Source organism: Flavobacterium sp. Root420, assembly GCF_001427905.1.
In the GTDB taxonomy this organism is placed as follows: domain Bacteria; phylum Bacteroidota; class Bacteroidia; order Flavobacteriales; family Flavobacteriaceae; genus Flavobacterium.
In genome coordinates, this window is sequence record NZ_LMEF01000032.1 from 260,783 (window position 1) to 281,532 (window position 20,750).

Consider the following 20,750-nt stretch of genomic DNA (forward strand, 5'->3'; position numbering starts at 1 on the left):
AAATGCTTATAAGAGCGTAAAGTTGTTCCAGATTATAACAGTTTATTTCTCCTCTTCTAAACCGTCAACGGCCGAAATCTGATCTAATATATTGGTTTGATTTGGCGAAATGTAGTTTTTTACTTCGCTGGGAGTTTCTTTCTTAAAAAGAATATCTAATGCATTGTATAGCTTTAATAAAACATCTCTGTCTTCTTTTTCAATCTCCAAAGCGGTATTAAAATTAAAGACATAATTATTCGAATTGCGTACTTCTACTTTTATCGTTTTTGATGTGATTTTAAATTTGACTATATCCATATTGTTTGCGCATTAATTAGTTTACAAAAATGGCACTTTAACGCCAATTAGCATTGCTATTTTTTATGTTTTTTTTAATGTGTAGAGAAAATAATTAATAAGCATTTGGCAATAGTCTTCTTTTTATGCTTAATGTGCCAGACTCTACTATTTGTGATATAAAAACTATTCCATTAGATAGAACAATTTAGACCTGAAATTAAAGTCTGTATTGTATTCGTTTTGAGTTTTATTTCTTAATCTAGGTTAATCGATAAACACAGATAGCTGAGGTAAATTTGTAAAAGAAAATCAAAACAACTTAAAACATAAAATACCATGGAAAATAAAATCTTAGGCTTACACCATATTACTGCAATTGCAGGTGATGCTAAACGCAATTTCAATTTTTACTCAAAAATACTCGGATTAAGATTCATCAAAAAAACAGTAAATTTTGATGATCCTGGAACGTATCATTTTTACTTTGGCGACGAAATAGGAAGCGCCGGAACTATTTTAACTTTTTTCCCTTGGGGAGAAGGCATTCAGCAAGGACAGAAAGGTGCTGGAATGGCTACCGAAATTGGGTATTCTGTACCAAAAGGGAGTCTTGATTTCTGGCAGAAACGTTTTGAACAATATAATGTAATCTACAATAAGCCTGCTGAAAAATTCGGAGAAAAATATCTTACTTTTCTTGATCCGGACGGGTTGAAATTAGAGTTAATCGAATCTAAAACGGGAGACAACAGAAAAGGCTGGGAAACAGACGAAGTAAAAACTGATGTGGCAACAAAAGGTTTCCATAACATTACTTTGACTTTAAACGACATTAAACCAACTGCAGCAATCCTAACAGAAATATTTGGTTACAAATTGATTGATCAGGATGTAAATCGTTACCGTTATGCAACTGATGCAGTAGAAAATGCCGCAATTGTTGACTTAGTAGAACTGACAGATGAAAAACGCGGTTATGTTGCTAATGGATCTGTTCATCACGTAGCATTTAGAGTTCAAAACGATGAAATTTTAATGCACTTCCGTGAAAAAATCGACGCATACGGATTATCAATTACGCCACAAATAGACAGACAATATTTCCATTCGCTATATTTCAGAGAACCAGGAGGCGTTTTGTTTGAAATCGCTACAGATAATCCCGGATTTACAGTAGATGAAAGCTTAGAGGAATTAGGTCAAAACTTAAAACTACCTGCGCAATACGAATCTCAAAGAGCAAGTATTGAAAATCATTTAGTTAAAATTAATTAATTTAAAATTTTGTAAATTAGATTCTTAAGTGCAAATATATGGAAACAATTAAACTGGAATTAGACGAGAAAAAACACGGAGCTTTTAATCTATATGTTGATAATAAAAAGCTGGGCGAAATGACGGTAAGCATTAAACCTGATTTACTGACGGTTTACCATACGGGTGTTGAGCCTGAAGCAGAGGGCAAAGGATATGCTAAAAAACTTTTAGACGAAATGACGTCATATGTACGTGCCAATAATTTGATGGTTTTACCGCTTTGTCCGTATGTACATGCACAATTTAAAAGACATCCTGATGAATATCAGGATATCTGGAAAAAACAATCTTAAAATATAACATAATGAATATAGATACAATTACAGATGGTGTGCCTTTAAATGATGCTAAAAAGGCTTTGATTATGATTCACGGACGTGGTGCAGGCGCGCATGATATTCTTTCGATTTCAAAACATTTGAATGTCAATGATTTTGCATTGGTTGCACCTCAGGCAGAAAACAGAACATGGTATCCTTATTCTTTTTTAGTGCCTATTAATGAAAATGAGCCTTCATTTTCAAAATCACTAGAGGCTATTCATAATGTTGTTGTTGCAATTCAGCAAAACGGAATTGAAAAAGAGAATATCTATTTTCTTGGATTTTCTCAGGGTGCTTGTTTAGCTTTAGAATTTACAGCCAGAAACGCTGCTAAATATGGAGGTATAGTCGCTTTTACTGGTGGACTTATTGGCGATAAGGTTTATGAAGATCATTACAAAGGAAATTTCGAAAATACACCAGTCTTTATTGGTACTAGTGATCCCGATTTTCATGTGCCGGTTGAAAGGGTAAATGAAACAGAAGCACTTCTAAAAAAAATGGGAGCAGCTGTTACAAAAAAAATCTATGAAAATATGGGACATAGCATAAGTCAGGACGAAATAGATTTGGTGAATGAGATTGTTTTTGTAAAAGAATAAGATTTATTCAACATGAATTACATTCCAGGGTCTAAATTTTAAAGTAAATCCTTTTGTTGCAAGATAATTATGAGACTTGAATCTTTCGATTAAATTAGAGATAAAACCCGTGTAGTTTTTATTAAATCTTTCAGAATAAAGAATATAGACAACAAATTCCTCCATATACACCTTTCATAAACGAAAAAAACACCAACTTTTCAGTGGTGTTTTTTTATTTTGTAGCGAGGACGGGAGTTGAACCCGTGACCTCAGGGTTATGAATCCTGCGCTCTAACCAACTGAGCTACCTCGCCAAGATTGCAAGCGAACCGTGTTCCTCATTGCGGGTGCAAATATAAAAATATTATTAGAGCTTACAAGCATAAAATGAAGAAAAAAAAATATTTTTAAAAATGCATTGTTTTTGGACATATATTCTTATATTTCGAAAAAATTAAAAGTAGCACATGGATCCAAAAATACGTTACGAAATCGAGTTTCCTATAAATTCTTCGCCGCAATTATTATATCAATATATATCAACACCATCAGGTTTGTCAGAATGGTTTGCAGACAATGTAAATTCAAGAGGTGAATTCTTTACTTTTATCTGGAATGACTCGCAGGAAAAAGCGCGTTTGGCTTCTAAAAAAACGGGTGAAAAAGTCAAATTCAAATGGGTTGACGAAAGCAGTAAGGATACTGAGTATTTTTTCGAATTGCATATTTTAGTTGATGAATTAACTAAAGATGTATCATTAATGGTAGTTGATTTCGCTGAAAAAGAAGAAGTAGGAGAAGCTAAACAATTGTGGGAGAATCAGATCTCAGACCTGAAACATCTTATAGGTTCTGTTTAGTAAAAGTCTATTTTATACCTTATATTTGCCCTGAACAAAATTCAGGGCTTTTTTTATGATCAATTTTAACGGAAACATAGCAGCGGAAAACGATAATGTATTAACTCAAAATCGCGCTTTTTTGTATGGTGATGGTGTTTTTGAAACACTAAAAATAATCAACAACAAAATTCTGTTTCTGGAAGATCATTATTTTAGGTTGATGGCTTCGATGCGTGTGGTTAGAATGGAAATTCCAATGAACTTCACAATGGAATTTTTTGAAGAAGAAGTTTTAAAATTAGTTCAGCAAAAAGGAATTTCAGCTTCAGCAAGAGCCCGAATTACTGTTTTTAGAAACGATGGTGGTTTGTATTTGCCAAAAACTAACGAAGTCTCTTATTTAATTCACACCACTTCGCTTGACAAAGCTTCTTATGCATTAAATACCGCTGAATACGAAGTTGATTTGTATAAAGATTTCTATGTGACCAAACAATTATTATCGTCGATTAAAACGACGAATAAAATGATAAATGTGACCGGAAGTATTTTTGCTCACGAAAATGGTTTGGCAAATTGCCTTTTAGTAAACGACACGAAAAACGTGGTTGAAGGTTTGCAGGGGAATTTATTTATGTTGATTGGTAAAAAATTAATTACGCCTCCAATTTCTGAAGGATGTCTGAATGGAATAATGCGTAAACAAATTTTAGCTTTAGCTAAGAAACTTGAAGGAATAGAAGTAGTGGAAGAAATAATTTCGCCATTTGATCTTCAAAAAGCTGACGAATTATTTCTCACAAATGTAATCATAGGAATACAACCGATAACCAAATATCGGAAAAAGGAGTTTACAAGTGATCTGGCGCATTTATTAGTGCAAAAGCTAAATGAATCCATTTCTGAAAATTAATTCAGATACGGATTCTCTGGTGCATTTGACCATATAAGGTAATCGCCGCCAAGCTCAATAATTTGCTCTTTCCAGAAATGGGTGGTAGACTTACCGATAATTTTGTTTTTATAACTATTATCAGTAATGATCCAGGAGTTTCCCTGCATTTCACTCTCGAGCTGATTTTCGTCCCAACCGGTATATCCTAAGAAAAAACGAATATTATTTTTGCTAATAGATCCGTCGTTTATTAAGTCTTTAGTAGATTCGAAATCACCTCCCCAATAAATTCCATTAGAAATCTCAACACTATTCGGGATTAACTCTGGAATATTGTGAATGAAATAAAGGTTGTCTTGTTCTACAGGGCCTCCATTATATATCTTGAAAGTGGCGTCAATTTCAGGTATTAGATCATTAATAGTGTATTTTAACGGTTTATTAATGATAAAACCTATTGATCCTTCTTTGTTATGGTCTGCTAATAAAATTACCGATCTATTAAAAGATAAATCTCCAATTATAGAAGGTTCGGCAATAAGCAGGTGTCCTTTTTTTAATTTTTCTGAAATCATACGGCTACAATTTTTATTAAATTTAGTCATAAAATTTTTAAAAACCCAAATAAAATCGTTAAACCGCACAAAAAAACCCTCCATGGGAGGGTTTTAATTATATTATAAGTTTAGAGAACTTTTCTTACTTAGTTCACTGCACCTTCTAATTCAGCTCCAGCTTTGAATTTTACAACATTCTTAGCAGCGATTTGAATAGTTTTTCCTGTTTGAGGGTTTCTACCGTCTCTAGCAGCTCTAGCAGATACTGACCAAGATCCAAAACCTACTAATGAAACTCTGCCACCTTTTTTTAAAGTAGCTCCTACGTTTCCTAAAAATGATTCTAAAGCCAATTTTGCCGCAGCTTTTGTGATTCCTGCATCAGCAGCGATAGCATCGATTAATTCTGATTTGTTCATAATAATTAGTTATTAATTGTTGGTTAAAAAAAATTGTTAATACACAAATTTAGTAGGAAATCCGTTCCTTGCAAGTGTTTTCTTTAATTTTAGCAAAAATTGTTAATAACTTAGTTTTTTTGTTCATAACGCAAGCTGTTTATCGATCAAAAACAGGTAAAAACCCCTGTTTTACTGACGTTAATAGAGCTTTGCAGTATTAGAAAAAGTTATCCCATTTAGCAATTCTGCCACTTGCATTCTCTTTTTTCCAGGTAATTGCAAACTTAATAGCTGTAAAAAGCCATCCTGAACCGCAACTTTGATTTCTTTTTTGCTACAAATCAAACTCCCAACTTCGTAAGAATGTGCTTCTGAAACCAATTTTGCTTCATATATTTTAATAGCTTGCTCTTCCTCTTTATCTTTCAAAAAACACCATGAAGCAGGATACGGACTTAAACCTCTAATCAAATTGTTGATTTCAGCACCGGATTTTGTCCAGTCAATCTTGCAGTTTTCCTTATTTAGCTTATAAGCCGTTTTAATTTCTTCGTTATCTTTCTGAATCGTTGTGGTTACATTTCCGTTTTCTATTACTTTCAAAGTATCAATAACAGTTTCGCTTCCTAATAACATTAATCGGTCGTGTAATTGTCCCGCACTTTCTTCTGGTTCAATTGCAATTTCCGAATTCAAAATCATTGCTCCGGTATCGATTTTATCGTCGATAAAAAAAGTGGTAACACCAGTTTTTGTTTCTCCATTAATAATAGCCCAGTTAATCGGTGCTGCTCCACGATAATTTGGCAATAACGATGCATGAAGATTGAATGTTCCTAAACCTGGCATTTCCCAAACTACTTTTGGTAACATTCTAAAAGCAACCACAATTTGTAAATTAGCATTCAAAGCTTTTAGTTCAGCTAAAAAAGCTTCATCTTTTAAATTGGTAGGCTGTAATAAAGTAAGGCTGTTCGCCAGCGCATATTCTTTTACTGCCGAGTATTTTATTTTTTGTCCGCGTCCCGCCGGTTTATCTGCAGCTGTAATCACGCCAACAACATCGTAATTGTTTTTGATAATGGTATCCAAAATGCCGACAGCAAATTCCGGAGTTCCCATGAATATAATTCTCAATTTTTCCATTATGATTTTAAAGTGTATTTATTATTCGCTTGTATGGTAATATGATTGTTTTCTAATAATTCCTGAAGTACCGAAACAATATCGTTGGCATCCAGTTTTATTTGGGTCTGAATTTCTCTCGAAGTCAATGCGGCCGATTTTAATAAATGCAAAATTTTATCAGCAATCGAATCGGCTTCCGTAATTTTTCCTTTTTGAGTAATACAATAAGAGCAGACGCCACAATTCTCTGTTGTTTCTTCTCCAAAATAATCCAAAACCAATCGGTTTTTGCAGGTTTTGTTTTCCTTAATATAATATAAGACAGACATCAACTGTTCTTTTTTAAGCTGATTCTGTTTCTCCAAATATTTAGAAACTCGATTTATGGTTAAATCATCTTCACGAACTTCATTGAATAATATAGTCGCGTCGTTATTTTTAGATTTGTATTCGATGATTTCTTTTTCTCTCAGCTTTTCTAAAACAGCCGAAACCTGTTCTTCTGTATGATGGGACTTTTTTGCAATTAACGAAAGATTAAAAGGTGTTTTCATTTCGTAAACTCCCGGATACGTTCTTAAAATTGCCAGTATGATTTCTTCATCATTTGGATTCAGACTCATATACCGAATCACTTCTTTTGATTCGATTAAAAACTGCATCGTAATCTTCTCTGAAAATTCCTGAGACATTGTAATAATTCCCTGTTGATTAAGGAATTGCAATGCATTATAGGTTTTTAGAGTAGGGAAGTCGTATTTGTTACAAAAATGATTCAGTTTAAATGAAAAAGAATCGTCCAATCCTTCGCCGTAAGCAATCTGAAAATAATTGCAAAGTTTCACATACATCGTTTTCAAAAACTTCTTATCAGGCAAAACACTCAAAAATTGTTGCTCTGTCTGATTGGCGTCTGCATTATTAAAAAGCAATACCGAAAAAGCTTTTTCGCCATTTCGTCCCGCTCTCCCGGATTCTTGATAATAATTTTCCAGATTTTCAGGTAACTGTGTATGAATAACTGTTTTTACATTGTCTTTGTCAATTCCCATTCCAAATGCATTCGTGGCCACAATAACTTGCGCTTGTTCGGACATCCACAATTGCATGTTTTTGTCTTTTTCTTTTGCAGAAAGTCCGCCATGATAATAAGTCGCCTTAAATCCTAGCGATTGTAGTTGTGTCGACATATTGAGGCACGATTTACGATTTCGTACATATATAATAGAAGGCTGTGGATTTTTCTTTAGAATTTGTTCGGTACGATACAATTTGTCTTCGATTTCAAAAACCATGTACGCGATATTTTTTCTTTCAAAAGATTGTTGGAAAAAATTAGGATCTTTCAAGCCCAACTCCGTTTTAATGTCCTCAATAACTCTCGGAGTCGCCGTTGCTGTCAAAGCTAAAAACGGAATCTTCGGAAAATACTTTTTGAGTTCTGAAATCTTCAAATACGCCGGACGAAAATCGTGTCCCCATTGCGAAACACAATGCGCTTCATCAATAGCAATTAAGTTTATAGGAAGATCTTTGATGCGTTCTAAAATCCAGTCTGATTGTAAACGCTCTGGAGAAAGGTATAAAAACTTGTAATTTCCGTGTTGACAATTATCAAGAAGATCAATGATTTCTTCTGTATGAATTCCGCCGGTAAGTGCAATCGCTTTAATATCCCGCTTTTGCAAATTCGCCACCTGATCTTTCATCAAAGCAATCAAAGGCGAAACCACCAAGCAAATACCTTCCTGCATCATCGCCGGAACCTGAAAACAAATTGATTTTCCGCCACCGGTTGGTAAAAGGGCAAAAGTATCCTGACCATCCAAAACCGAGTCAATAATCTCCTTTTGCAACGGTCTAAAACTGTCGTGTTTCCAGTATTTTAAAAGAATTTCTTGCGCTTCTGGCATCGGTCTTGTTTTAAAGTTAAAAAATTTAGAAATCAGTTTCTAGTTTTGCAACTTTAACCAAATGCCTAAATTTTATCTAAGATATAAAGAATTCTGTTCTCCACCGTATCTTTAGGCACTTCAATTAAATTGTAACCGTATTTTTTATACGTTTCAACAAGGTGCTTCTGGATTGTTAAAGCCTGTTCAAAATTTTCGTAACGCTCAGTATCGCTTTCGTAAATTTCCTCCCAAGGCGGTAAAATAAAAGTTTTAGAATATTTAAAATTTTCGCAGGCTTTTGTAAAATGTATCGGATATTCATCGCCAATATAATCCATATAAGCGACAACATCCGGAATTCCGCGATCTATAAAAACTACATTGTCAGGTTCTTCAAGGGCATTTTCGAATTGTTTAATTCTGCCTTCCAATAACATTTCGCTAAACAATAAAGGTTGTTCCAGGAACAATTGTTCTATGCCGCGTTGTTGCGCTTCGAGCGTAACTTGTCTTGAAATTTCAGGGTAACAACAGTAGCCACGAGCTACCAATTCGTTGATCAGAGTAGATTTTCCCGTTCCCGGGCCACCAATGAGAACTATGATTTCTTTTTGCACTTTCTTAAAATAAAGCGCAAATTTACCTAAACTTATTGGTATTTAAAAAGATTATTTTGCCTGAAGCGAATGATTTCGCAATTTTGGAGGTATGGATTCCTGCTTTCGGCTATATCTTTTATGGCGAACCCCGCCATAAAAAGGATATCGCCTCAATCAGGGCTAGTTAGGAAATATGGTTTTATTTTTGGAAAGATTTACAATATTGTGTTCTCCTGCAAGGTTTTCAAAACCTAGACGTATGTAAAAGACTAGAATAGACAAAGCCAAATGCTCTCTAAATTTCATGTAGACAGGACTTTAGTCCAGTTTACATGAAAATATAATAAAGACATTTAGTCCCAGCGGGACGTCATATTTATAGAAAAAAATATAAGGTTGTTTTATACAGCCCCATCGGGGTGGCATGTTTGGAATCGACATATCGCTCCGATGGAGCTATTGAATATCAAACGTAAAAATTAGCTATAAACATTTTGCTCCGCTGGAGCTTTGCGCTTCTAATTTTGAATATTCCTTGTTTAAAACCAAGTATTATGAACTAATTTGTCTTAGATTTAGCCAAAAATTTTCCATCATTTCTTTTTAATTTCTCCTGAAACCAATCTTGGGTTGTCTTCAATTTGGTTCCCATCAAAATCTAGAACATATTCATTTGATTCAAAATCGAATAATCTTATTACGTTATCTTCAATATTAAATTCTGTTTTGCCTTCAGGATTTATCCAAATATCTCTTCCTCCAAAACGCCAAACAATTTCACCTTCTCTTGTAATTCGTAATATTTCTAATTCGCCATGTATTACAAAATCTTTTTCAAGTTTATAAATGCTCAAATTTGTAAAATGATCAAACTCTTTTTGCCATATTAATTCTAGAGACGGAATTTCTAAACAATAAATTTTATTACAAACGCAAATCCATATTTTGTCATTTTCAATAATAAATGAATTATCATAAACTCCAGTTGCTCCACCAATTTCGCCAATTATAGCATTAGAAATTTCGGTTTCAAATTCTTTAATGATAATTGCATGTTTGCTTGTGGTATTAAAACTTTCTTGATAATAATCTTCATGAAAAAAAACCTTATTATATTGGCGTAAATTTTTAACTGAATTAAAAATGTAATTAGGCTCATCAAGAACTTCAATTTCAAAACTTTTATATTGTTGTTTCATATCTAATTATAAAATTAATCACTCACAAAACAAATATTTCCCAGAATCAATACCTTTCTTCTTAGAAGGAACAATCAAATGCGATTCGAATTTCTTTCCTTTCAAAACATCATTCACAAAATCCAAAACATATTGTTTTCCATCATGAAAAAGATAGCCCGAAAATTCATGTCCACCACCACAAAACGTAATGAGCTCAATATCTTTATGTAAATCAAGCATATGATTGTAGACCGCATACGATCCAAAAAGAATTAACCAGCCCGAAGCGTTTGTTGGACAGGAGCGATGCGAACCTGCAGCGTACGGAACCGTATTGTCATTGTTTCCATGTGCTAACAACATCGGTATTGCTTTTTCTTTCATAATTAAATTGATATCCTGAATTGCTCCGGAACCTCCAATGAAACCTGCGTATTTAAAGTTTTCCGGTAAATTGTTTTTGTATAAATTCATGAGTTTATAATCCCAAAACGAAGCGTGAAAACCAATTTCTGCACCCGCACTAATTCCGGAGATAAAGATTTTTGAAGCATCAAGATTGTATTTAGCAGCGTTTTCAATCAAAAAAGAAGTCGCCTGCCACATATCGCTTACGCCAATTTGGATTGCTTTTATTTTCTCAGTTAGAGTTCCTTTGCAGCCGAAATCTTTTCCTTTCATGTATAAACTGTATGAAATGCTGGCAACCGCATAACCGTTTTTCGCCATAAATATTCCAAATTCTTTTTCGCTGGTTCGTTCCCCACCAGAAAATCCTCCGCCAAAAGCAAAAATCACCAACGGAATTTTTTCATTTGATTTTTTCTCAGGCAAATACAAATCTAAATCCAATTTGATGGTATCGTTCTGGAAATAAGTGATCGTTTTGATTTCCTGTGCTTCAATGTTGGTAAAAGTGAGTGCGATAAAAAGTAAAAGGATTTTTTTCATTGTAATATGTTTTTTAATCTCGCAAAGGCGCAAAGTCAAATAAGAAAATTTAAAGAAAAACTTTGCGACTCTGCGACTTTGCGAGATTATTTCTACGTAATGTTTTCTCAAATATAAGAGGAAATTTTACAAAGAAATAATGTCATAAAGTTTTTTTCTCTGCACCTTTGTCCCGAAGCTTCGGGATTGTATCGTTGAACCTTTTTTCAAAGAAAAAAATCTAAAAAATCTGAAATCAAAACCGTATATTTGCGTTTATTTTTAATTACGAATGGAGAACGATAAAGAAAAAAACACCGCCGAATTTTACGAAAGATTAAAGGTTGAGTTGGATAATTCAAATACTTGGCCAGCAGAATATTTGTATAAATTTATAATGCCTTCGGTAGGTGATAATGTTGAGCGAGTTGAAAAAGCTTTTGACAACATGGGCGCGGTTATCAGAACAACAAAATCTAAAACCGGTAAATTTACCAGTGTTTCTATAGATGTTACAATGCATAGCTCTGACGAAGTGATTGGCAAATACAAAGAAGTATCTACAATAGAAGGTATAGTTTCATTATAATTATGGTCGAAAAATATAAAAAAGAAGTCGCAAATGACGTTGTTTTTAACTTAGAATACAATTCTGAAAGACAGCGTTTACTTATTCCTGAATATGGTCGTCATTTGCAAAAACTGATTGATCAGGCTACTATTATTGAAGATGCCGAAACGCGCAATAAAGCTGCAAAATACATCATTCAGGTTATGGGAAGTCTGAATCCGCATTTGCGTGATGTACCAGATTTTCAGCATAAATTATGGGATCAGCTTTTTATCATGTCTGATTTTAAATTAGATGTAGAATCGCCATATCCAATTCCTTCAAGAGATGTATTGCAGTTAAAACCAGACGTTTTACAATATCCTCAAAACTTCCCGAAATATAGATTTTACGGTAATAATATCAAATATATGATTGATGTTGCCAATAAATGGGAAGATGGTGAAATGAAAAATGCATTGGTTTTAGTAATCGCTAATCACATGAAAAAATCATACTTAAGCTGGAACAAAGACACAGTAAAAGATGATGTGATTTTCGAACATTTATTTGAATTGTCAGGCGGAAAAATCAATTTGTTGCAAAGCACAGAAGAGCTTTTAAACACAACTGATTTATTGCGTACGAACAAACGTATGTCGAATAAAATTACACCACCAGGCCAACCAAAAATCCAAAGTAACAAAAACAATAAAGGCCCGGGGAAACCAAAACCTTTTCAAAAAAACAATAATCAGAAATAAAAAAAGGTGCTAAGATACTAAGATACTAAGCTACTAAGATTTTTAGCTCAGAACCTTAGAACCTCAGAACCTCAGAACCTAAAAGAGAAATATGGGAATTTTTAAAATCGAAGGAGGAATTCCTTTAAAAGGAGAAATCACTCCGCAAGGAGCAAAAAATGAGGCATTACAAATTTTATGTGCTGTGCTTTTAACAGGAGATAAAGTAACAATTAATAATATTCCCGATATTATTGACATCAATAAATTAATCACTTTGTTGGGTAATTTAGGAGTTAAAATTCAACGCAATGGACCGGGTTCGATTACGTTTCAGGCCGATGAGGTTAATGTTGGATATTTAGAAACAGAAGCTTTCAAAAAAGAAGGTGGAGCACTTCGTGGTTCTATTATGATTGTTGGACCACTTTTGGCCCGTTTCGGAAAAGGATATATTCCTAAACCGGGTGGAGATAAAATTGGCCGTCGTAGATTAGATACACACTTTGAAGGTTTTATTAACCTTGGAGCAAAATTCAGATATAACAGAGAAGATCACTTTTATGGTGTAGAAACTCCGGAAGAAGGATTGAAAGGAACAGACATGTTACTTGACGAAGCCTCTGTTACAGGAACTGCAAATATTGTTATGGCAGCTGTTTTGGCAAAAGGACAAACTACAGTTTACAACGCTGCCTGCGAACCATATTTACAGCAATTGTGTAAAATGTTGAATTCAATGGGAGCTAAAATTACCGGAGTTGGTTCAAACTTATTGACTATTGAAGGTGTTGAAAGTCTTGGAGGTTGTGAGCACAGAATACTTCCAGATATGATTGAAATCGGTTCCTGGATTGGTCTTGCAGCTATGACAAAAAGCGAAATCACGATCAAAAATGTAAGTTGGGAAAATTTAGGTTTGATTCCGAATACTTTTAGAAAATTAGGAATTACGATCGAAAAGCGTGGTGATGATATTTACATTCCAGCTCACAAAGACGGATACGAAGTAAAAACAGATATTGACGGATCCATTTTAACTATTGCCGATGCGCCTTGGCCAGGATTTACACCTGACTTGTTGAGTATCGTTTTGGTTGTGGCTACACAAGCAAAAGGGGATGTTTTAATTCACCAAAAAATGTTCGAAAGCCGTTTGTTTTTCGTGGATAAATTAATCGATATGGGAGCAAAAATTATGTTGTGCGATCCGCACAGAGCAGTGGTTATGGGGCATAATTTCGAATCTCAACTAAAAGCGACAACAATGTCTTCTCCGGATATTCGTGCCGGAATTTCATTATTAATCGCAGCTCTTTCGGCAAAAGGTACAAGTATAATTCAAAATATCGAACAAATTGACCGTGGATACGAGCGTATCGATGAGCGTTTGAGAGCTATTGGTGCTAAAATCGTGCGCGAGTAAAAAATATTTGCCACGACACGAGCGAAAGCGAACTGGCGAAGCAATTCACGAATTAAACGAAGATTAAGATTGTGTTTTATTGCACTAATTTTTTAAATAAAATTAGTGTAATTAAATACTAAAAAATCAGATTTTGTATAATACGTGAATTCGTGGCGAAAAAAATAGTCTAAATGACAAATGAACAAAAAGCTATAAAAGCTACTTATTTTAGTATAGCTGGAAACACCTGCTTGGCCATCTTAAAAGGGCTAGCAGGTTTTTTTGGCAATTCTTATGCCTTGATTGCAGATGCAATTGAGTCGACTGCAGACATATTCTCCTCTTTTTTAGTTTTAGTTGGAATAAAATATTCAAACAAACCGGCAGATGAAAATCATCCGTATGGACATGGTCGCGCAGAACCTTTATTTACATTTTTGGTTGTTGGGTTTTTAATTACTTCGGCAACAATTATTGCTTACGAAAGTATCGGTAATATTCAGACTGCACATGATTTGCCAAAGTCCTGGACATTATATGTGTTGGGCGCAATTATAATCTGGAAAGAATATTCATTTCGCGTCGTAATGAAACGAAGCAAACAAACCAATAGCTCGTCATTAGCAGCAGATGCATGGCATCATCGCAGTGATGCAATTACTTCGGTAGCGGCGTTTATCGGTATTTCGGTCGCACTGTTTATGGGAAAAGGTTACGAATCAGCAGATGATTGGGCGGCACTTTTTGCTGCTTTTTTTATCTTATACAACAGCTATAAAATTTTTAGACCGGCACTCGGTGAAATCATGGACGAAAATCTAAATGATGATTTAGTTGAAGAAATTCGTGTTACAGCTTTAATGGTTGAGGGTATTCTTGGAACTGAAAAATGCTTTATCCGAAAAGCCGGAATGAAATTTCATGTTGATCTTCATGCTATAGTTTCGGCTAAAATTTCAGTAAAAGAAGGACATGATTTATCACATAAATTACAAGATACTCTAAAAGAGAAAATACCTCAGTTAGGGAATGTTTTGATTCATATTGAGCCAGATGATTATCACTAGGGAGAAGGTTCAAAGGTTTTAAATTTTAAAAAATCCGTTTATTCTTTTTAAAAAGAGTAAGCGGATTTTTTTATGGGCGTTGCCTCCGGCCGGGCTGTCCGCTGTATCTTTTTGTTTTTAAAGAAAAAACAAAAAGGATGCCGCTCCCATCCCTAACGCAGTCTTAGGTAAGTTGATGTTTACGATTTTAATTTTTCAAATAAATCTATTTTAATCTGCCAAATCTGCGTGAAATCAAAATCGATATTAATCCAAAACATTAAGTATTTTCAACCCAAATACAACCCCATTTTGTTGAACTCCGCCATGATAGGAATGTACGTAATCAACTCTGAATAATTTAAATTTTCCAAAACCTAAATTGTCTAAACCAATTGTGAACTCAGAATAAGGTTTTCTATCTGGAATTGCTAACGAGTGAAATCCAATATTCATTGTTGATTTTAATAAATTCAATAGCGGAATCTTATTCATAATAAAACCGGTATCATTATGTTCCAGATGCATTTCAAAATAACTATCGTTTGTGCTATTAGCGTAATATGGCATTAAGTTAAAGACATTCAAATAGCGATCACTTGTTCCGATGTGTGTTTGGTTTCCGTTAAAATGTCTGTAATCTATAAAAGAGATATTTTCCGCATTAAAAAATTTCCCGGCCTTGAAATTCATTCCCAAAAGACCTTTATTTCCTAATGATAAATCATATTGTACTGATGCGCCAACTCTTTCAAATTCATACTTCTTCTCACTTGCCGCAAAAGCCTTTTCGAAAACTAAATATACTGTGGGATACTTTTCATCTTTGATATTATATCTCCCATCAGGTCTTGAAATGTATTTGTTTCCGAAATTAATTCTTGCAGTTAAAGCTGTTTTAAACAAATGATGCTGATCAAAAGCTGGGGTTGTAAAGTCATCGGGCGCTAAAGGATTGTTTGATGAATAAGTATCATCTTTTTTAAAGAAAGAATAATCCGTAGTATTAAAAAGAGGTTTTCGTTGTTCGTAAGCCACTCTCGCATTCAAATTTATACCGTTTGCAACATCTTGAGAATAGTTGATTTGAGCAAATTCTAAATTGTATAACTTCATATAATTGTCTTTGAAAAATAAAGAACTTATAGAATTGACAAATTTGCTGATAGGTTCTGCACCATTAAATTGCGTTGTTTTTGTTCCTCCTGAAGCCCAAATTGTAGCATAATTGATAGTGTTGAATCGATGGCTGAATTGTCCGGTTACTCGAAAACGTTCGTCTGAAAATCCGTAATTAAAAGTGGTGCTTATAGAAGTGCTTTTTCCTTCTTCTTCATTCCATTTTCTAAAAGAAAAGCCCGTATCAAAATTAAAGCCCTGAACGGTATTAAAACTTAATGAAGTCAGGTGTAAAAGTCCTTTATAATCAAAAGAATATTTTTTAAAGGTGTTTTTATAATCGTAACCCATTAAAACATCCCAAACTTTAAATTTGTTGTTTTTAGCATCTATTGAATCAGTATATTTTCTGGATTTACGAATGGTTAATAGACTATCTTTTTTGGTATAATCGGTACTTTCTTCAATAGTCAACGGGATTGGGCGGATTTCGTTCCAAAAAGCATCATCTTTTTTATTGGCATTGGCTTCAAAAGCTACAATTTCATTTCCAAAAGTTTTCTTTTCAAATGAATCCGGAAATTCATAATTGGAATAAACATAATTGAATTTCCCGGAGAATTTAATTCCAAAAATGCCAGCATTAAATGAAAGAGTTTGCGCATTTTTAGACCAGATTTTATTCTTCGAATTATAGCTGAAACTCTGTTTTAAAGTCATAATTTCAGTAAATTCATTTTTCATTCGGTAGCCTTTAATGTCTAAATCTATCGCATAAATGGCAAAACTATCATCGACAATATAGATATAACCTTCAAAAACGGGCTCTTTGTCGCGTTTTGGTGTGACTTTTATTTTGTTGATTTGTTGATTGTTGTCATCAAAAAAAGTTCCTTCCAATTTGTATTTGTAATAATTGAAAGCATTATCGGCAATAGGAGAGATGAGCTTAACGTCGAAGTCTAAATTATTTTCGTAAAAATCGTAAGTTGATAAACTGGCCGTGTTATAGCTGTAGCCATTATTGTTTCCGGAGATTTTAGAAGCGATGATTTTCTCTTTTAGTTTGTTGGGTTTTTCAAAAGAAATTTCCGAAATGGTTTCTGATAAATATAAAATTCCCGTTCCGGTCGAATCTAAATTGGAGGCCATGTCTTCGCCAAGATCGACTTTTTGACCAAGGATTTTTTTGGGAAGATCTTTAACTTTAAACATTCCTTTTGAATAAAAATCAGCTGTGTAGCGTGCAGTTTTATCAGAATTCTGTTTTTTGTTTGCAATGGCACTTTTTATAATTGCGTTTGCCGGATTATTTTTTGGGTCAATGATAACTTCATTTAATGCAAAACTTTCTTCCTGGAGTTTCACATCTAAAATTACCGTTTTTGAATTTGAAGAGACTGCTACTTTTAGGGTTTTAAAACCTAAATACTGAAACGTAATTTTGTTTTTGCCAACTTCTTTTACGTTGAGTTGATAATTTCCCTGCTCGTTTGAGGTTGTACTCGTATAAGTGTTTTCTTCAAAAACAGAAACAAAAGGCAAAGGATTTCCTTTTTCATCCGTTATGGTTCCTTTGATTTGAGCAAAGTTGGAAAGCGAAAAAAATAAAAAGGCAAATAAAGTATAGTTTCTCATGAAAGTTTTTTCTCTCACAAAAATAGAATAAGTTAAAAGCGAGCTTATTAATAATTTGTTAAATTGTATATCAGGCTGAGCGTCTTGAAATTTAGGAAGAAGACCTTCTATATTTACAGAAAAGACTGAATCGCTAATTCATAGCTTTTTAATCCAAAGCCTAAAATTACGCCTTTTGCATTTCCTGACAAATACGATTGGTGTCTGAAGCTTTCGCGTGCATACGTATTCGAAATGTGGACTTCGACTACTGGAGTTGTAATGGCTTTCATAGCGTCGCCTAAACCTATAGAAGTGTGTGTGTACGCCCCGGCATTCAAAATGATGCCATCAAATGTAAAACCAACTTCCTGAATTTTTCCAATCAATTCGCCTTCAATGTTACTTTGATAGTATGAAAGTTCAACGTTTGGAAATTTATGTTCCAATCTTTCGAAATAATCTTCAAAAGTTTGGCTTCCGTAAACTTCCGGTTCTCTTTTTCCTAAAAGATTCAAATTTGGTCCGTTGATGATGCAGATTTTCATAAGTAATTTAAGTTTTATTAAGTGATTTGAATTCATTTTACACTTTACAGAAAACATTTCACAAGAGTGTAAAAATAAAAAAACCGTTCTAATTAATAGAACGGTTTTTATAAAACTATGTGATATTCTTTTTAGAACATGAATCCAGCTGAAATTTGTACAGTTGAATTTTTAACGTCTGCATTTTTAGAAGCTTCTGTTAATCCTAAACCGTAACGTCCCTGAACGAAAAAGTTTTTTGTAATCTTAAATCCAACTCCTGCATTAAGTCCAAATTCAAATGTTTCTGCATCTTTTACATCGAAGTCATTTTTTTCGCTTAATAGAAAAGAAGCTTGTGGTCCTACTTCTAAACTAAATGAATCAGTTAAGTAAAATTTAGCCATTACCGGAATAGATAAATACCCAAGTTCATTTTTAAATTCGTCAACTGCATTTTTGTAAGTTGCTCCTTGTGTAGAATATAAAAGTTCTGGCTGAACAGAAAATTTGTCTAACAACTTAATTTCTGCAACAAGACCTGCATGATAACTTGTGATACCATCTTTGTCAAATGCTACACCTTGCATGGATGCATCTCCAGTTTGGCTAGCGAAATTTACCCCAGCCTTAACACCGATTTGTAGTAACTGGGCTTGTATTGTAGCTGATGTTGCAATGAACAGTACAGCTGCTAAAAGTATCTTTTTCATAATTGTTTTTTTAAATTAAAAATTGTTTTCTACAGGTTAAAACTACAGATTTTATATTTTATTGTTTTATATTTTAGATTAAATAATTAATAAAATTCTGATTTAATTAGTGACTTAGATGAATTTTGTTTGTGAAATCAGTTTAAAATATTGTTTTACAGTGTCTTAATTTTGGATATTAAAATGTCTTTTTCTATTGTTTTTTCAACTTTAATGATTTGTTTTTAATAAGTAAATTTTTACTTAATTAATTTAATTTGTGAAAAACTTAAGTATTATACAGGCTGGTTTTGATGAAATTTTAAGTATTTTTAGTGTGCCTTAGTTTTTTTTAAAATGCCCACTAGTCTTGTTTTAAAAGATAAATAGCTTTAGTACTGCTTTTATATTAGTAAGATTTTTATAGCTTTTACGTATTTTTTTATTTAAAAACAATTATTTTTTTTATTAAGTAAATTTTTATATTTGACATATTAATTTTAACTCAAAATCAAATAAAAATGAAAAGAATTTTTTTAATTGCGTTTGCAGTAATGACATTTGGATTGGCAAATGCTCAACAAACAAGGTTTGGAATAAAAGGAGGTCTTAACGTAACAAGTTTTTCAGGAGGAAATTATGACGATGCTAAATCTTTGGTAGGTTTTCAGCTTGGTGGTTTTGCCGAAATTAAAATTATTGAAAGATTAGCTATTCAGCCAGAGGTTTTGTTTTCGACACAAGGAGCTCAGCTGGAGGATTCTTTTGGTGATTTTGATACTAAATTGAATTACATAAATATTCCTGTTTTGGCTAAATTTTATATTACAAAACAGTTTACTGTAGAAGCAGGGCCACAATTAGGATTTTTAGTGTCAGCTAAAACTGAAGGTGATGATGTTAAAGATAGTTTTAAATCTGTAGATACTGGATTTAATTTTGGAGCTGGATACAATTTTACAGATAATGTTTCTGTGAACCTTCGTTATACTGTAGGTTTATCTAATATCGCGGATTATGATGCTGATGATGTTGATGAGTATTTTGATAGTCCAAAAAATAGTGTTTTAGCATTGACTTTAGGATATAAATTCTAAAGTTTGTAAAAAGATATTTTAAAAACCTTCCTAATTCAGGGAGGTTTTTTTATGCCTAAAAATCACTTACTTTGTAAATATGAATTGGAACAAATACATAAAAGATTATCAATCGTATTTGCGAATCGAAAGAGGTTTGTCTAAAAACACGATCGAAAATTATGGTTTCGATATTGAACGCCTTTGTCTTTTTTTAGAAGTAAATAAAATCGAAGTTTCTCCATTAAAAATTACTGATGAAACGGTACAGCAATTCATTTATGCAGTTTCAAAAGAAGTAAATCCACGTTCTCAGGCGCGCATTATTTCCGGATTAAAAAGTTTTTTTAATTATTTGGTTTTTGAAGACTATAGAGTTGATAATCCTTTGGAATTAATTGAAACTCCTAAAACAGGCCGCAAATTACCGGACACTTTAGCGGTTCAGGAAATTGATGCTTTGATTGCAGCAATCGATTTAAGTTCAAATGAAGGCGAACGAAATCGTGCAATGCTGGAAACTTTATACGGTTGCGGGCTCCGGGTTTCAGAACTCGTTTCCCTCAAAATTTCTGATTTGTTTTTTGATGAAGGATTTATAAAAATAACAGGAAAGGGAAATAAGGAGCGTTTTGTTCCAATTGGGAAATTGACACAAAAATACATACAGATTTATCAGAATGAAATTCGAGGTAATGTAACGATTAAAAAAGGGTGCGAAGACACTCTGTTTTTAAATCGAAGAGGGAATCAATTAACACGTGCCATGATTTTTACGATTATAAAGGATTTGGCTGTAAAAATAGGTCTTAAAAAAAATATTAGTCCGCATACTTTGCGTCATTCTTTTGCAACCCATTTATTAGAAAATGGTGCTGATTTAAGATCTATTCAATTAATGCTGGGTCATGAATCGATTACAACTACTGAAATTTATGTGCATTTGGATAGAAGTTTTTTAAAAGAAGTCATGCATTCGTTTCATCCCAGAAAATAATTTTTTCCGGAGGGACACTTTTTTATCTTAAAAAATTAATA

At 33.3% G+C, this 20,750-nt stretch carries 23 protein-coding genes and 1 tRNA gene; 11 read left to right on the top strand and 13 right to left on the bottom strand.

Annotated features, from left to right (window positions below; translation table 11 throughout):
* Window positions 1-42: 42 nt before the first annotated feature.
* Window positions 43-300, bottom strand: a complete 258-nt coding sequence (locus ASC72_RS21520) for a hypothetical protein (protein ID WP_056195817.1) — start codon at window positions 298-300, stop codon at window positions 43-45.
* A gap of 318 nt (window positions 301-618) precedes the next feature.
* Between ASC72_RS21520 and ASC72_RS21525 the strand changes: the two genes are divergently transcribed.
* From ASC72_RS21525 to ASC72_RS21535, 3 genes are read left to right on the top strand one after another with little or no spacing between them, the layout of a single operon-like run.
* Entirely contained in the window at window positions 619-1,557 is a 939-nt protein-coding gene (locus ASC72_RS21525) for a ring-cleaving dioxygenase (protein ID WP_056195819.1), read from the top strand.
* A 38-nt stretch (window positions 1,558-1,595) separates the two neighbouring features.
* Window positions 1,596-1,892: a GNAT family N-acetyltransferase gene (locus tag ASC72_RS21530; protein ID WP_056195821.1), complete on the top strand. Its 297-nt coding sequence runs from the start codon at window positions 1,596-1,598 to the stop codon at window positions 1,890-1,892.
* Between the two features lie 11 nt (window positions 1,893-1,903).
* A complete protein-coding gene (locus ASC72_RS21535) occupies window positions 1,904-2,524 on the top strand; it encodes an alpha/beta hydrolase (protein WP_056195824.1) in 621 nt (206 codons plus the stop codon).
* A gap of 3 nt (window positions 2,525-2,527) precedes the next feature.
* On the opposite strand, the gene ASC72_RS21540 is transcribed toward ASC72_RS21535, so the two are convergent.
* Together ASC72_RS21540 and ASC72_RS21545 are read right to left on the bottom strand one after the other, a co-directional pair.
* A complete protein-coding gene (locus ASC72_RS21540; RefSeq protein WP_082564376.1) occupies window positions 2,528-2,689 on the bottom strand; it encodes a GIY-YIG nuclease family protein in 162 nt (53 codons plus the stop codon).
* Between the two features lie 57 nt (window positions 2,690-2,746).
* Window positions 2,747-2,820: transfer RNA gene (locus ASC72_RS21545), tRNA-Met, on the bottom strand.
* Between the two features lie 153 nt (window positions 2,821-2,973).
* Between ASC72_RS21545 and ASC72_RS21550 the strand changes: the two genes are divergently transcribed.
* Together ASC72_RS21550 and ASC72_RS21555 are read left to right on the top strand one after the other, a co-directional pair.
* Complete coding sequence (locus tag ASC72_RS21550) at window positions 2,974-3,366, top strand: START-like domain-containing protein (RefSeq protein WP_026984135.1); 393 nt, start codon at window positions 2,974-2,976, stop codon at window positions 3,364-3,366.
* Window positions 3,367-3,421: 55 nt separating this feature from the next.
* Entirely contained in the window at window positions 3,422-4,261 is an 840-nt protein-coding gene (locus tag ASC72_RS21555) for an aminotransferase class IV (protein ID WP_056195826.1), read from the top strand.
* Here the strand turns inward: ASC72_RS21555 and ASC72_RS21560 are convergent.
* The 7 genes from ASC72_RS21560 to ASC72_RS21590 all read right to left on the bottom strand — a co-directional run bounded on the left by ASC72_RS21560 (window position 4,258) and on the right by ASC72_RS21590 (window position 10,955).
* Window positions 4,258-4,818, bottom strand: a complete 561-nt coding sequence (locus ASC72_RS21560; RefSeq protein WP_026984133.1) for a YqgE/AlgH family protein — start codon at window positions 4,816-4,818, stop codon at window positions 4,258-4,260. The genes ASC72_RS21555 and ASC72_RS21560 overlap by 4 nt on opposite strands.
* A gap of 128 nt (window positions 4,819-4,946) precedes the next feature.
* Window positions 4,947-5,219, bottom strand: coding sequence for an HU family DNA-binding protein (locus ASC72_RS21565; RefSeq protein WP_017498096.1), 273 nt, complete (start codon window positions 5,217-5,219; stop codon window positions 4,947-4,949).
* A gap of 180 nt (window positions 5,220-5,399) precedes the next feature.
* The gene (fmt, locus tag ASC72_RS21570; RefSeq protein WP_056195829.1) at window positions 5,400-6,347 is read right to left on the bottom strand and encodes a methionyl-tRNA formyltransferase; all 948 of its coding nucleotides are present in this window, start codon (window positions 6,345-6,347) and stop codon (window positions 5,400-5,402) included.
* On the bottom strand, window positions 6,347-8,242 hold the full coding sequence (locus ASC72_RS21575) for an ATP-dependent DNA helicase RecQ (protein ID WP_056195831.1): 1,896 nt from the start codon (window positions 8,240-8,242) through the stop codon (window positions 6,347-6,349). The genes fmt and ASC72_RS21575 overlap by 1 nt, the downstream gene beginning before the upstream one ends.
* 65 nt (window positions 8,243-8,307) lie before the next feature.
* Complete coding sequence (locus tag ASC72_RS21580; protein WP_056195833.1) at window positions 8,308-8,841, bottom strand: AAA family ATPase; 534 nt, start codon at window positions 8,839-8,841, stop codon at window positions 8,308-8,310.
* Between the two features lie 575 nt (window positions 8,842-9,416).
* Window positions 9,417-10,022 carry a hypothetical protein gene (locus ASC72_RS21585; protein WP_056195837.1) on the bottom strand — a complete coding sequence of 202 codons (606 nt, stop codon included), beginning with the start codon at window positions 10,020-10,022 and terminating at the stop codon, window positions 9,417-9,419.
* Between the two features lie 18 nt (window positions 10,023-10,040).
* Window positions 10,041-10,955 carry a carboxylesterase family protein gene (locus tag ASC72_RS21590; protein ID WP_056195839.1) on the bottom strand — a complete coding sequence of 305 codons (915 nt, stop codon included), beginning with the start codon at window positions 10,953-10,955 and terminating at the stop codon, window positions 10,041-10,043.
* Between the two features lie 271 nt (window positions 10,956-11,226).
* Between ASC72_RS21590 and ASC72_RS21595 the strand changes: the two genes are divergently transcribed.
* The 4 genes from ASC72_RS21595 (at window position 11,227) to ASC72_RS21610 (ending at window position 14,702) form a co-directional block, all read left to right on the top strand.
* Window positions 11,227-11,523, top strand: a complete 297-nt coding sequence (locus ASC72_RS21595; protein WP_056195842.1) for a DUF493 family protein — start codon at window positions 11,227-11,229, stop codon at window positions 11,521-11,523.
* Between the two features lie 2 nt (window positions 11,524-11,525).
* Window positions 11,526-12,248: a DUF4290 domain-containing protein gene (locus tag ASC72_RS21600; RefSeq protein ID WP_056195845.1), complete on the top strand. Its 723-nt coding sequence runs from the start codon at window positions 11,526-11,528 to the stop codon at window positions 12,246-12,248.
* Window positions 12,249-12,339: 91 nt separating this feature from the next.
* Window positions 12,340-13,653: a UDP-N-acetylglucosamine 1-carboxyvinyltransferase gene (gene murA / locus ASC72_RS21605; RefSeq protein ID WP_056195848.1), complete on the top strand. Its 1,314-nt coding sequence runs from the start codon at window positions 12,340-12,342 to the stop codon at window positions 13,651-13,653.
* A 173-nt stretch (window positions 13,654-13,826) separates the two neighbouring features.
* On the top strand, window positions 13,827-14,702 hold the full coding sequence (locus ASC72_RS21610; protein WP_056195851.1) for a cation diffusion facilitator family transporter: 876 nt from the start codon (window positions 13,827-13,829) through the stop codon (window positions 14,700-14,702).
* Window positions 14,703-14,948: 246 nt separating this feature from the next.
* On the opposite strand, the gene ASC72_RS21615 is transcribed toward ASC72_RS21610, so the two are convergent.
* From ASC72_RS21615 to ASC72_RS21625, 3 genes are all read right to left on the bottom strand, one after another.
* Window positions 14,949-17,438 carry a DUF5686 and carboxypeptidase regulatory-like domain-containing protein gene (locus tag ASC72_RS21615; RefSeq protein WP_056195852.1) on the bottom strand — a complete coding sequence of 830 codons (2,490 nt, stop codon included), beginning with the start codon at window positions 17,436-17,438 and terminating at the stop codon, window positions 14,949-14,951.
* A 113-nt stretch (window positions 17,439-17,551) separates the two neighbouring features.
* Window positions 17,552-17,965 (bottom strand): type II 3-dehydroquinate dehydratase, encoded by a 414-nt coding sequence (gene aroQ / locus ASC72_RS21620; RefSeq protein ID WP_056195911.1) that lies wholly within the window; start codon window positions 17,963-17,965, stop codon window positions 17,552-17,554.
* Between the two features lie 131 nt (window positions 17,966-18,096).
* Window positions 18,097-18,657 (bottom strand): porin family protein, encoded by a 561-nt coding sequence (locus ASC72_RS21625; RefSeq protein WP_056195855.1) that lies wholly within the window; start codon window positions 18,655-18,657, stop codon window positions 18,097-18,099.
* 500 nt (window positions 18,658-19,157) lie between these two features.
* Between ASC72_RS21625 and ASC72_RS21630 the strand changes: the two genes are divergently transcribed.
* Window positions 19,158-19,733: a porin family protein gene (locus tag ASC72_RS21630; RefSeq protein ID WP_056195858.1), complete on the top strand. Its 576-nt coding sequence runs from the start codon at window positions 19,158-19,160 to the stop codon at window positions 19,731-19,733.
* Between the two features lie 79 nt (window positions 19,734-19,812).
* On the top strand, window positions 19,813-20,709 hold the full coding sequence (gene xerD / locus ASC72_RS21635) for a site-specific tyrosine recombinase XerD (protein ID WP_056195862.1): 897 nt from the start codon (window positions 19,813-19,815) through the stop codon (window positions 20,707-20,709).
* Window positions 20,710-20,750: the final 41 nt, after the last annotated feature.